This window comes from Fictibacillus terranigra, assembly GCF_030412265.1.
In the GTDB taxonomy this organism is placed as follows: Bacteria; Bacillota; Bacilli; order Bacillales; family Fictibacillaceae; genus Fictibacillus_C; species Fictibacillus_C terrinigri.
In genome coordinates this window covers 113,475-125,844 of the sequence record NZ_JAUHLN010000004.1, presented here as the reverse complement: position 1 = coordinate 125,844, position 12,370 = coordinate 113,475, and the positions used below count along the sequence as shown (strand labels likewise).

The following is a 12,370-nucleotide window of genomic DNA, read 5'->3' as shown; positions in this document are numbered from 1 at the left end:
TACGAGAAGAGCCTAATAATCAAATGATTGGATCCGGTTAAGAAAGTCATCTTCTGACAGCACTTGAATGCCGTTTCTTTGCAGAAGTGCTGCTGTCACACCATTTCCCGCTATTTTTGCTCCTTTAAATTCACCGTTATAGATGAACCTGCTTCCACAGGAAGGACTGAACTCCTTGAGGACGACCGTATCAGCTTTCAGCTCTCTGGCTTTTTCAAGCGCAGCATTTGCTCCTTTTATGTACAGTTCTGTAACGTCTCTTCCTGATTTCTCATGCACCCTCGCTTTACCATCAAGAACGTGTTCTCCATGCCCGCCAACTATTTCTGCTGGTTCTCTCGGTGTTGGAAGACCGCCAAGCAACTCGGGACATATAGTTACGGCCTTATTCTCTTCTATTAGTTTCCTGATTTTTGTATTAAGACAATGGGTGCCATTGTACCTTACCTCTGAACCAGCTAAGCAAGCACTGATCAGTATCACATCATCACCTCCACCCATAATTCCACATCATGCTGTCTTCTTTTTCACTTTCAATGGCTTCTTATCCAGGACATTAACAACAAGAACACCCGATATTGCAACCAATCCGCCGATAAGCGAAAGGGTGCTCGGCCACTCGTTCAGCCAGATCCACGCTGTCAATATCGCGACAGCCGGTTCCAAGTAGATCATGCTGGCCACAGAGCTGGCATTACCTGATGAAAGAGCGATCGCCCACGTGACATAAGCAATGGCTGCCGGAAAGACTCCTGCATAAATCGCACAAAGATGAGCCTCCATGGTGGCGTGCTGTATCGAATCAAAGAGTCCCGGAGAGAACCAGAAAAATGGAATCGTACCTGCCCACGTCACAAACGCCGTTAATTCAATGGGGGTATACCGCTGAAAGAACGGTTTTTGATAAACAAAAAAGACAGACGTGGCTACAGCAGCCATCAAAACTAAAAGGGCTCCTCTGGAAATGGTCAGGGACGGGCCTGCAGTCCCCAGTGTAATCAATACCACTCCCGCCAAACCGATGCCAAGGCCGATCCATCCGAACCTCCCCAACCGCTCTTTGAGCACAAAAACTGCGATCAGCGCTGTAAAGACAGGCGCTGCTCCAATCAGCATGCCGGCTGTTCCTGCGGAAATGGTCTGCTCACCAAATGTTACTCCGATATGATAAATGCTGATGCCGACCCATCCAAGCAGAAGAAGCCTAAAAAGGTCTTCTTTTTTCGGCAGCCGAAATTTCACCCCCGGCCACAAGGCGTAAAGGATAAAAACACTGGATGCGATGAAGTAACGGGTGAGAACTAAGTGGCCCGCCGAATAGCCGCCATGCAGACCCGCTCGGATCGCCGCAAATGTTGATCCCCAAATGATAATCGTAATGAATGCCATAATGAAAGCCTTAGCGTTCAACTTTTCCACCTTCAGTTCTATAAAATCCTGTTTAGAAAGCTCTATTTTTTCAGAAATCGAATACTGTGACCAAATAGCTCCTCGATCCAGCTTAATCTGGAGAATACATGGTTAACATCCTCCATTAAATGAATCCCGCGATCGTTGTTTAAATAAGCATCGTAATACTTTTGTCCGTATTCATGCGGAACCGTCTGGTCATCTGTTCCATGGATGATCATGACCGGATTCGTATATGCTGTGATATCGTGATAGAGATCGCGGCCCTTTAAGTCTTCATAAAATCCGCGGCCCAGCTCGAGTCCGTCTAGATCAACATTCCCATTCGGAAGCTTGGGGTGCTTTTCAAAGTAAGAAGCGGCCAGCTTATTCATGTTGCCGACTGGCGCCCATAAGCACACTTTATGTATGTTATCCGGAATTTCTTTCGCTACTTGGACAGCAACTGCACCGCCCATACTGTGCCCCACTAACATCATTCTTTCTGGATCTGCCCAGTCCATTCCTTTTACGAAATTCACGATCTCCTTGCCCTCATGTACCTCGCCGCTAAATGTCATCTCTGAAAAAGAACCGCCACTTTCTCCTGAACCGGAAAAGTCAAACCTCACACAGCCAATTCCCTGTTTTGCCAGCTCACGGGAAAAGCGCACCCATAAGAAGTGGCCATCTATTTTCGATCCAGTAAATCCGTGAAACAGAATAGCCACGGGCACTTTTACAGGACCGTCTGATACTGGCTTATGAGCCATCCCGCGCAGTGTTAATCCCTTGACTTCAAGTGTTATCGCATATTCCATACGGATCAGCCCATCTCTTCTAAAGGCACGTTTTCAAAATGTTCAACGGTTGGAAAGGGGTCATAGAAATCGTGCAGCTGATGCTTCCATTCTTGATACTCACTCGATTGCCTGAACCCAACGGTATGATCCTCTAATGTTTCCCACTTCACCAGCAATAAATATTTGCCATTAACTTCTATGCAGCGCTGCAGTTCGTGTGAAATGTAGCCTTTCATAGACGAAATGATCGTTGAGGCCTGACGAAACGCTTCTTCATATTCCTCCTCCATGCCTTGCTTCACCTGCAGCATAACCGCTTCCAATATCATGTCACCACTCCTTTTTTTAACAGTATAACATGAAGAAAAAGAGCTGCCGAAGCAACTCTTATCCTTGCACTATACGGATTTGATCATCGCAAAGAAATCGGTTCTTCCGTTATTGAACGCCATTTGCTTAACAAATCCGCATTTTTCATAAAGTTCAACAATCGAAAACTGTATATTCATCCCCTGTAATTTAAGATCTTTCCTTTGCTGGTTCGACATGATGAAGGGGTTTACCTTTTCGATTGAGAGTTTACATTTTAAGCTTCCAATTTCATCATCGCTCCAAAATATTGTGAGGCGGTTGTAAACGCCATGAACGCACAAAGCTCACTGATCTCTTCATCAGAGAATGATTCTCTCAAGACATGGAAAATGGAATCCGGCAGATCTCCTTTCGTCTTCAGGAACACCTCGGTAAAACCGATGGCAATCGATGTTTTCTCATCAAATAGATGCGGTTCAGGCTTTCCTTTTGCTTTGCAGTACTCACAGCCATTTTCCTGGGCTAATGCCCTTCTCACCTGCTCTTTCAGCTCGGAGGAAAGCCTCACATCCTTCCCCAAAACCTCCCCTAAACGGCTCCATGAGTCCATGATCTCCGGGCTATGCCCTAACAGTTTTTGAAACGGAGTAGCCCCGAAATTCGATTCTTGTATCCTTGCCATTATTCTAACCTCCTTGTACATTTAGGATAGCAAAGCTCCTGGTTGCTTCCCATTAAACGGGGAATGTACTTTACCCGATTACTTTAAGAAGAAAATGAGTTTAGGAGGATTTCTTTAAGAAATGAAAATTGACGATATGGATAGAAGAATCATAGATGAACTGAGCAAGAACAGCCGCTTATCGATGAGTGAGCTTGGCAGAAGGGTTAACCTCTCTTCACCCTCTGTCACAGAGCGCGTAAGAAGAATGGAATCGTTCGGCATTATTAAAAAGTATACGGTGGAAGTAGATTATGAAAAGCTGGGGCAGCCGATCCAATGCATTGTGGAAGCCACCATTAAAAACGGGGACTACAGGTCCTTCAAACACTTTATCGAGAGGCTGCCGAACGTGGAGTTCTGCTACCGTATTGCCGGCAATGCGTGTTTTATGCTGAAACTGCAGTTCCCGACATTCGCGAAAGCAGAAGAATTTATTGAACACGTAAACCCCTATGCTCAAACCGTCACCCATTTTATCTTTTCACAGGTTGAAACGTCTGGACGGGCTTTCTATGAAACGAACGTTTAAAAAACAGGATAAAAGTTTAATAGGCCATTGTACGGTTTTCCATATTTTGTTTAAATTTGCAGGACCCAAATTATATAATAGTCACGTTGAAAACAAATGTTGTCTAAGAAGATTAACCGAAGGAGAGTGTATAATGGCCACGATGGGAATCGATTTGGGGAGAACACGAATCTCAGCTAATAAAAGGTCAGAGCTCCCTGGTCTTTGTTTCATTTTCTGCATTTTCTGTATAACAAGCCCTTTCTTTGGAAATACCGTTCCCAAAGTATGATAAGATTAAATGGATCAGTTGAGGTAAAGGAGAGTAGTGTAAATGGACGCTCAAATCTTGTGGGATGAAATTTTGAAAGAGATTAAGGAAAAAATAAGCGGTCCCAACTTCGAGACATGGTTCAGTACGGTCATTGCCCGTAACATTGAGGGTAATACCCTCATACTGCTTGTCGATGATCCAATCCAGCAGGAATGGCTGGAAGCCAGATATACCTCAACCGTTTTAGAAGCCGCTTCCAAAGTAAAAGCAAGCATAAAGCATGTAGCCTTTATTTATAGAGAAGCATCTCCCTACATTAATTAATGAAAAACGCCTCCGAATAGGAGGCGTTTACTCTTTAATCAGTATAGTTATCCGGATCATTCAGCCAGCCGTGCAGCCTGCTAAAGTACTTTCCAGTATGAACGCCGTCCACCAGGGCATGATGGGCTTGAACCGATACCGGCATCTTGATACTGCCATTCTCTTCAAAAAATTCCCCATGCGATTCTTGGAATGCTGTCTGGGGGACTTCTTTCCTTCTTCTATTTAAACAAATGTTTAATTAATTAGTTCCTTTTTCAAGAATGCCCTTTATTTTCTTTAAATCTGCTATCTTTGCTTCCTCCGATTTTTAAGGAAACTATTTATTTTCAACGTAATTTTTCAGAAGGGTTCCGAGAAGATACTCCCATCCTTTCGCGTGCTCTTGTTCCCATTGCTCTTCCAGCAGTCCAGATGCGGAATGGGAAAGTTGAAGCAAGGTTCCTCCATCTTTCTCGACAAGACGGTAAGTATAGGCACTGTTTACAGCGCCGCGCATGCCAAGATGTCCGTACAGACGAATTTCTTCCGGAGCATTTACATAATAAACATTGCCCCAGACTGCCCCCTCATTATCCCCCCATTTTTCCATAAAGAGCCCTCCCGGCACTGGATCAAATGTAAAATGGGAAGATACCCCCTTTGGCGCAATGCGGAACTCCCACCAATCCCCTGCTTTTTCTGTCAATGCGTGAAAAACCTCTGCCCTAGTTGCATTGATGAAGATCTCTTGTTCAATATGAAAATCCTTAGTGTTTGCCATCGTTTCATTTCCTCCTTTTGGTTCTGCAAGCGACTGCAGGTTTAACAATGAGCTGGCCGTTGTCTCCATATATTTACCTACCCAGCGGTTATGCACTTCTTGCAGCGGCACTGCATTGAGAAAGTTTCTTTTATATTTGCCTTCACGCCGAACCAGCACCAGATTCCCTTCCTCCAGAATCCTTAAATGCTTCATGATGGCGTAGCGCGTCACATCGGGAAAATATTCGATAAGTTCACCCGTAGTTTTCGGCGATTGCTTCAGAAGATCCAGTATGTGCCTTCGGATCGGGTGTCCCAAGGCTTTAAATACAGTAGAAAGCTTCTCATCCATTCCAACAATCCTTTCAGTCGAATTAAACATGTGAATAAAGGGTCACCTTTATTAAGTGACCTAATAGTAACATGTTATGCAGTGACATTCAACTTACTTGTTCAAAAAAGAAAAAAATGCCATAAGTGTTCCTGGTATTGTGATATTATTTATTTTAATTCTTGATATTGAGGTGAGTTCAGTTGAGCAGAGTCGAGCAGTTTAAAAAGTTAGATCTGGAGAGAATTGTTTTTATCGGAAGAACCTTTGAGGAGTATTTGGATATGTTTTCTCTTTCTGTAGAAGCACTGAAGGGAAAGAAAATATTTGACTGCACAGCGGGAGCATGTTCTTTTACGGCGGTCGGCAACAAAACAGGTTTAGGCGTTACAGCTTGTGATATTGCGTCTTATTTTCTGATGAGGACTTAACAAACAAAGGCCATTTGGATATCGGCCATGCTTTGGAGCATATGGAGACAGTCAAGAGCAACTACGTATGAAGTTATTTCAAAAATTTGGAATATCTTAGAAAACATCGTTTTAATGCCTTAGATGACTGTTCCAAAAATATGAAAGACTCCAGAGAGCGATATGTTCCCGCTGCGTTGCATGGAAACTCTAAAAGAGCGCATCAAACGCATCCTAATTATAAATTAAACCTGCCTGAATGAAAGTTCAGGTTTTTTCTATTCTCCTGTTAACCTAAACACAAAGGAACCCGATCATATATGAACGGGTTTTATAAGTAAGTTTCAATAGGAGTACATTAATATATGCAAAGATAAGTAAAAAGTTACTGAGAAATAGGCTCAATAGGGGCTTTCTGGCAGCCTGGCCTCCCCACATGTACTAGAATCACATCCGAAACACTTTTATAACTTTCAAAAAGCAAACTTTTTCAATAAACTGCTGGTACACAACCTGATAAAAAAGAGGATTCTTAATGCCCCATCAAGCCAGGTTGAACCACGATGCCTAAGTATGTGGCTTTTTCATTTCACACTGAATGATTTCTATTGCTTTGTTTACAATCTCTCTATTATTTCTTTTTAAGCCTTCCAATAATAGCAAAACGTTATCAGCTGTCAGGAAAAAAGAGAGCTTTTCCAGCCTCTGTTGAACGTTTTCTTCCTTTCTCACTTCCATCACTTTTTTTGTAAATGCCTCTCCGCACTCCTCCAGCAAATACAAATATTCATAATCGGGATCACCCATTTTCATGTCGCCAAAATCGATGATTCCAGTTAGTTCTTGCCTCTTTTGATCAAATAATAAATGGTCCAACGATAAATCAGCATGAAGGAGCTTAGGTGTATAGCTGAAGTGGTTCTTACTCTCGAGGTATGTTTCAAATCGAAAAGATAGATATGTTTTCATTTCTTGGTCGATTCGAGTAAAAGCTTTTTTCTTCACTTCACGGAATGTCTCTAAGTAATGTTGATAGAAGCTCTTTATCCGTATATTATATTCCCTCGCCTGGTCAACACAAAATGAACTGATCTGATCCATAAATTCAGCGATTTGCTCGGCAATTTTGTTCTTTGTTTCTGATGGTAATGAGTGAAATAGTTGTTCATCCATGGGCTCTCCAGGCAATAGTTTGTAGCCGACAAAAGGAAAACCATTAGCTTGTTTGCCACAATAAATAAATTCCGGGATGTTTAGGGAAATATGTTTTTTCAGGTTGGGTAACGCCTTTATTTCTTTTGCTGTATCAATGGCTCCTTCTTTTTCCTTTGGAAATCGAAACACAAGCTCATGATTAATTAGAAATGCACGACTCCTCCAGCCTTCACCAAGTGGCGCGATATGATTAATCTTCAGGTGTTCAAAATTTCTCATAATCGTTTTTTTTACCCAGTCAAACTCAGCATTCTCTATGCGGCTGCTCATCCTGATCCGTCTCCTTTTTAATACAATGGGTTCTTTTAAAGCGCATATAAAGACGCCCTTAAAAATACGAAAACCAGGCGCTGATCCTTGTGACAGGAAAGCGCCCTTTACAGAAGAGGGTGCATATCTCAAGGTACTCACCCTATATCAAATCGGTTATCTTTACGGCAGCCAGTCATGAAAGTTATTGGCTAATTGTTGCAGCTCCTCTATAAAAAGACTAGCGTGATATCCATCACATACGGCATGATGGCTTGAAGTGCTGCAGGCGTTATCCTCGTCCCAATAACCTAAATTTCCCTCATCATCAAAGGAAGTTCTAAATTCTACATGAGCGTTCACTATTCTGCTGACCATGTAGATAAAGGCGGGATATCGCTTGATTTCCTTGTTTCGAAGCTGCTCTAATAACGTTGTAATGTCTATAATTGCTGTTAAGCTAAAGGTGCATTTTTGACCTAAATAATGCTCGAAATACTGAGTTCTATTCCAGTTTTCTCTATTAATTAAACCATATAATCAGCCTCCTAAAATTGTGCTTACGTTATTTAGGAGGCTAATTAATCTGCTTTCACCAAATCCCTCACCTCTATTTAATCACCATTATTGCGTTATGAAATGCTGCTTCTCGATCTGTTCTCCAATTGATGTTTCGCTCTACCCAAATTTTTCTATTATATTTCTTCGGAAAGAGAAATAAGAATTCCTCCTTGGAGTCATCTGCTCGATCGTTCAATAACAAAAAAGACTGCCACTTTTGGCAGCCTGATCTCAATATTAAAGTGGTGGATTTTCCACCCCTAAATGAATCCAATCTTCTTTTGGTGGTCCATAAACCCCAAAAGGTTTTATTCCTGCTTGACGCATAAGAACTGTAACTTGTCCGCGATGATGAACAATATGCTTGATTAGTCCGATCAGAATTGAAGCATTTGTTTCCTGTCTTCCGAATGCTTCTTGTATTTGGTTTAAGGATTCGTCTGTCCATTGTTGTTCAATGACTTTTGCTGCGTCAGCACTTACTCTTTGAAAGGTTTCAGCAATTTCTTTTGCTGACGTTGGGACGCTTTCTGAATTTTCTACCCCATTTATCTTAAACCCGAAATGAACTAGATAATCTGGAATACTTGTTGTGAGATGCCACGCAATCCTTCCCAGGGTACGACCTTCCGGATAAACGTGTTGTTTTAATGAATCGTCTGTCAAACCGTCCAAAATCTTTTGCGTTAATATCGCTTCCTTATTCCATTCTTTAATGAAATCTGAAATCGTTACATACATATATACTTCCTCCATCTCATTTCGATACGTATTTTAATCTCAAACACATTATAAAACATATGTTCGTATATTTCAAAATGCCTTTTTTAGGCAGGCACCGGTTCATGAACCCACATGTTTATAAAAGTTCTATTCCTCATACACATCCTTCAAGACATTGATGTTGATTTTTTTCATTTGCAGCAATGCCTGCATAACTCTTTCGGACTTTTCGGGGTTGGGGTCGGTTAACATATCATTTAGAGCGATAGGAACAATTTGCCAGGATACACCGTATCTATCTTTCAGCCAACCACAAACTTGTGCTTTCTCATCTCCACCCTCTGAGAGTTTTTGCCAAAAGTAGTCCAATTCTTCTTGCGTTTCACAATTCACGATAAAGGATATTGCTTCTGTAAATTTGAATTGCGGACCGCCGTTCAACGCTACGAATTCCTGCCCTTCCAATTGGAACCTTATGGTCATTACGTCCCCTTCTGTTAGCCCGTCAATTTTATGCCTTTCTTTTCCATAGCGGGTGATTGTTCCGATTTTAGAATTTCTAAAAATAGAAGTGTAGTACCTCGCTGCCTCTTCGGCTTCTGTGTTGAACCACAAGTTGGTTGTTATTTTTTGAATTTTATCATTCAAATTGTTCACTCCTTATGGCTATTAGTATTATTAAAAGCTTGCTTCCTATGGTGTTGTGATTCACCACCTTTCCACAACTATCCTGCCCTTTTGTTCATTAAAAAGAGCCGCCTTATATGGCAGCACGATCTTTAGATCCCACAGTGACAAATAATAATTCCCTTCATCCTTTACATAATGCATATGGCCTTGGCAACCATCTCTCACTTTTGACAATAAAAAAAGCTTGTGAATATAAAGTGGTCACAAGCTAGAATAGTAAAGTACTGCGATATTCCTACTGTTTCTTTTCATTAAAATAATGGACACCATAGACGGAACCTTCTGATACCATTTTAGAATCCTCGTGGTCATATGGATTCGGATGGCCGCCTTTTTCCACAGGTAAAACTTTGGTTTTGTAGCATGGATCCGGCATCACTTTTCTAGTAAAATTCCTTACCCAGCATTTGGCGCGTATACGATTGTGTTTAGAGGATAACCATACTGCAGTTGCTGATGTGCCTAATCCAACTATTACCCATGGCTTAAAGCTTGTAGTTGTTTGGCTCATTGTTACCCCTCCTTTGCTAGTAAAATACCCGGAATTCTTAAGGAATAACATCTCATTTTTATTACAAAAGCGGTGCGAGAGCTGTCTATCTTTAGAACTGTGAAAAAATTTTTACGCATAAGTACCTGCCAGCCTTATTTTCCTCCGACAGATATATTTTACACGCATGGAATCTAGTACTCTGCCTTATTAGCAGATCCATTGCGCGATTAGTCAGCGGATGATCTAAGATGATAGGCCCATTACTTTTTATGAAAAATAAACCAAAAGCAATGGGTCGTGGTTCCTCCAATCTTTTATAATAAAATTATTCCTAAAAATTACAAAAGAAGGAAGAGAGGTTTTGTGATGGTATGCAGGAAAAAGGCGGTTTCATTATGGTTAGCTGCTTTAATCGGCGGAAATCTTCTGCTTTCTCCCCAAGATGCTTTTGCTGAAAAATCCCCTCATCATGCACAAACACTTTATCCCAAACAAGAATTGCGGGCGGCCTGGATTGCCAGCGTAACCAACATTGACTGGCCGTCCAAACCCGGGCTTTCCATTGCACAGCAAAAAGAAGAGTTTACTAGATTCCTTGATGAACAAAAGGCCATGAACATGAATGCGGTTGTGATGCAGATTAAACCGACGGCTGACGCCTTCTACCCTTCCCAATATGGTCTTTGGTCCAAGTATTTAACGGGTGTCCAGGGAAAAGACCCTGGCTATGATCCCCTTTCTTTCATGGTAGAAGAAGCACATAAACGCAACTTGGAATTTCATGCCTGGTTTAATCCGTACCGTATTACGATGCCGCTGGGCAAAACAGCCGGACTGTCGGACCTGAATAAACTTCCCGCCGACCATCCGGCCAGACAGCATCCGGACTGGGTTGTTCCTTATGGCCAGCAGCTGTATTTTAATCCCGGCATCCCTGAAGCACAGCAATTTATCATCGATGGTATTTTGGAGGTGGTTCAACATTATGATATTGATGCGGTTCATATGGATGACTATTTCTATCCCTACAAAATCGCAGGAGTTCCTTTTCCAGATCAATCCACATATGAAGCATACGGAAAAACACGATTCTCCGATATTGACGATTGGCGCCGCGACAATGTGAACCAGCTTGTAAAGCACCTGAACGAAACGATAAAATCAGAAAAATCCTATGTCAAGTTTGGTATAAGCCCCTTTGGTGTGTGGCGCAATAAGGCGGTAGATCCAACTGGTTCAGACACCGCAGCCGGGCAAACGAACTATGATGATTTGTATGCAGACACCAGGACTTGGATCAACAATGGATATATTGATTACATTGCACCGCAAATTTATTGGAACATTGGCCTGCCCGTTGCAGATTATGCGAAGCTGCTGGATTGGTGGGCAAAGGAAGTCAGGGGCAAAAACGTTCAGCTCTATATAGGACAAGCAGATTATAAAATCAATACGATAACGAATGGAGTATCCAACTGGCTGAACCCGGAAGAAATGCCCAATCAGTTAAAATTAAATCGTACGTATGGGGACTTTAAAGGAAGCATGCACTTTAGTGCCAAAGATCTACGCAAAAATCCGCTTGGAATCGCCGACCGTTTACAGAACGATATCTACAAATATCCTTCTTTAATACCTCCCATGCCCTGGATTGATGATCAAACACCGAAAGCGCCAAAAATCCGCAGAATTCAGGTTAATAATAATGAGGTTTCCTTTGCGATCGAAAAGCATAATAAGCACAGCGATGCCACTGCTTACGCCGTCTACCGTTTTAATGGGAAAAAATCAGGAAACATAGAAGATCCGGCCCACTTGCTTACAACGGTATACAGCCCAAAGAAACGATACTTGTTCTCCGACAAAACAATAGAGAGCGGAAAGGCTTACACGTATTTGGTTACAGCACTGGACCGGACCCACAATGAGAGCAAACCTTCAAAGAGGATAAGAGTGGACACAGAGAAGTAATGCGAATGTCTGAACAAAAAAGCGAGCCGGTTTTCATTCCGCTCGCTTTTTTTATTCTTTTATATTCCCGGGGGTACATTAGATAGCATTTTAGCTAATGCTGACTAATTCCTTCTTTGCCAGGCTAAGCGATACATTTGATTCAACCGATGTTACCTGTTATATCATTACTCGCCTTTTCAAAGCATAGATTAACTGTCCTCTCCTTTGAACGAGTACGATGCATTGTGTTCGCAGGTATGGCGAATATTTCACCTGGTTTCAAAGAAATGGTTTCATTGTTTTCAAGGTCAATGAAAAGTTCTCCTTCCAGTACATAGAATAGTTCATCACATTCTTCGTGCTTATGCCAGTGGTATTCCCCATTAATCACAACTATTCGGAGTGCATGGTCATTGACTTCGCTTACGATAAAATTTGTATATTCGTTTTGATTTTTTATTAATGTGTTTAAGTTTAACAACTCTAATTGTCCTTTTTTGAGCATACCTTTCTCCTTTAAGACTTTAAACAACCTACCCGTTAGCTTAATAAGCTGCCTATAGATTGATGCACGACTTATCCACCCTTCTGCAAGTTGGATTATTTAGTGTTCAAAGTTGTTCCCTTACCTCCGCTATACACCTCTCACTAACACTGCCGCTAACGG

17 protein-coding genes are annotated in these 12,370 nt (G+C 41.8%); 4 read left to right on the top strand and 13 right to left on the bottom strand.

Features of this window, described 5'->3' with window-relative positions; all coding sequences use genetic code 11:
* Positions 1-12: 12 nt before the first annotated feature.
* The 5 genes from QYF49_RS18590 to QYF49_RS18570 all read right to left on the bottom strand — a co-directional run bounded on the left by QYF49_RS18590 (position 13) and on the right by QYF49_RS18570 (position 3,186).
* Positions 13-483, bottom strand: a complete 471-nt coding sequence (locus QYF49_RS18590) for a 2-thiouracil desulfurase family protein (RefSeq protein WP_290401102.1) — start codon at positions 481-483, stop codon at positions 13-15.
* Positions 484-510: 27 nt separating this feature from the next.
* Positions 511-1,419, bottom strand: a complete 909-nt coding sequence (locus QYF49_RS18585) for a DMT family transporter (protein ID WP_354005853.1) — start codon at positions 1,417-1,419, stop codon at positions 511-513.
* A 32-nt stretch (positions 1,420-1,451) separates the two neighbouring features.
* Entirely contained in the window at positions 1,452-2,210 is a 759-nt protein-coding gene (locus tag QYF49_RS18580; protein ID WP_290401100.1) for an alpha/beta hydrolase family protein, read from the bottom strand.
* Between the two features lie 5 nt (positions 2,211-2,215).
* The gene (locus tag QYF49_RS18575; protein WP_290401099.1) at positions 2,216-2,521 is read right to left on the bottom strand and encodes an antibiotic biosynthesis monooxygenase family protein; all 306 of its coding nucleotides are present in this window, start codon (positions 2,519-2,521) and stop codon (positions 2,216-2,218) included.
* 257 nt (positions 2,522-2,778) lie between these two features.
* A complete protein-coding gene (locus QYF49_RS18570) occupies positions 2,779-3,186 on the bottom strand; it encodes a carboxymuconolactone decarboxylase family protein (protein ID WP_290401098.1) in 408 nt (135 codons plus the stop codon).
* Between the two features lie 121 nt (positions 3,187-3,307).
* On the opposite strand from QYF49_RS18570, the gene QYF49_RS18565 reads away from it, so the two are divergent.
* The gene (locus QYF49_RS18565; protein ID WP_290401097.1) at positions 3,308-3,757 is read left to right on the top strand and encodes an Lrp/AsnC family transcriptional regulator; all 450 of its coding nucleotides are present in this window, start codon (positions 3,308-3,310) and stop codon (positions 3,755-3,757) included.
* A 313-nt stretch (positions 3,758-4,070) separates the two neighbouring features.
* Positions 4,071-4,334, top strand: coding sequence for a DnaA N-terminal domain-containing protein (locus tag QYF49_RS18560; protein ID WP_290401096.1), 264 nt, complete (start codon positions 4,071-4,073; stop codon positions 4,332-4,334).
* A gap of 34 nt (positions 4,335-4,368) precedes the next feature.
* On the opposite strand, the gene QYF49_RS18555 is transcribed toward QYF49_RS18560, so the two are convergent.
* Together QYF49_RS18555 and QYF49_RS18550 are read right to left on the bottom strand one after the other, a co-directional pair.
* Positions 4,369-4,479, bottom strand: a complete 111-nt coding sequence (locus tag QYF49_RS18555; RefSeq protein ID WP_290401095.1) for a hypothetical protein — start codon at positions 4,477-4,479, stop codon at positions 4,369-4,371.
* Positions 4,480-4,653: 174 nt separating this feature from the next.
* Positions 4,654-5,460, bottom strand: a complete 807-nt coding sequence (locus QYF49_RS18550; protein WP_290401094.1) for a helix-turn-helix domain-containing protein — start codon at positions 5,458-5,460, stop codon at positions 4,654-4,656.
* Between the two features lie 152 nt (positions 5,461-5,612).
* Here QYF49_RS18550 and QYF49_RS18545 point away from each other — a divergent pair, with 152 nt between their 5' ends.
* A complete protein-coding gene (locus QYF49_RS18545) occupies positions 5,613-5,840 on the top strand; it encodes a hypothetical protein (protein ID WP_290401093.1) in 228 nt (75 codons plus the stop codon).
* 546 nt (positions 5,841-6,386) lie between these two features.
* Here the strand turns inward: QYF49_RS18545 and QYF49_RS18540 are convergent.
* The 5 genes from QYF49_RS18540 to QYF49_RS18520 all read right to left on the bottom strand — a co-directional run bounded on the left by QYF49_RS18540 (position 6,387) and on the right by QYF49_RS18520 (position 9,768).
* Positions 6,387-7,304: a phosphotransferase family protein gene (locus QYF49_RS18540; protein WP_290401092.1), complete on the bottom strand. Its 918-nt coding sequence runs from the start codon at positions 7,302-7,304 to the stop codon at positions 6,387-6,389.
* 162 nt (positions 7,305-7,466) lie between these two features.
* Positions 7,467-7,811, bottom strand: a complete 345-nt coding sequence (locus QYF49_RS18535; RefSeq protein ID WP_290401363.1) for a CatA-like O-acetyltransferase — start codon at positions 7,809-7,811, stop codon at positions 7,467-7,469.
* A 270-nt stretch (positions 7,812-8,081) separates the two neighbouring features.
* On the bottom strand, positions 8,082-8,585 hold the full coding sequence (locus tag QYF49_RS18530; protein WP_290401091.1) for a DinB family protein: 504 nt from the start codon (positions 8,583-8,585) through the stop codon (positions 8,082-8,084).
* A 129-nt stretch (positions 8,586-8,714) separates the two neighbouring features.
* On the bottom strand, positions 8,715-9,215 hold the full coding sequence (locus tag QYF49_RS18525; RefSeq protein ID WP_290401090.1) for a VOC family protein: 501 nt from the start codon (positions 9,213-9,215) through the stop codon (positions 8,715-8,717).
* A gap of 277 nt (positions 9,216-9,492) precedes the next feature.
* Positions 9,493-9,768: a hypothetical protein gene (locus tag QYF49_RS18520; RefSeq protein ID WP_290401089.1), complete on the bottom strand. Its 276-nt coding sequence runs from the start codon at positions 9,766-9,768 to the stop codon at positions 9,493-9,495.
* A gap of 348 nt (positions 9,769-10,116) precedes the next feature.
* On the opposite strand from QYF49_RS18520, the gene QYF49_RS18515 reads away from it, so the two are divergent.
* Positions 10,117-11,721, top strand: coding sequence for a glycoside hydrolase family 10-like protein (locus QYF49_RS18515; protein ID WP_290401362.1), 1,605 nt, complete (start codon positions 10,117-10,119; stop codon positions 11,719-11,721).
* Between the two features lie 142 nt (positions 11,722-11,863).
* On the opposite strand, the gene QYF49_RS18510 is transcribed toward QYF49_RS18515, so the two are convergent.
* Complete coding sequence (locus tag QYF49_RS18510) at positions 11,864-12,208, bottom strand: cupin domain-containing protein (protein WP_290401088.1); 345 nt, start codon at positions 12,206-12,208, stop codon at positions 11,864-11,866.
* Positions 12,209-12,370 lie beyond the last annotated feature (162 nt).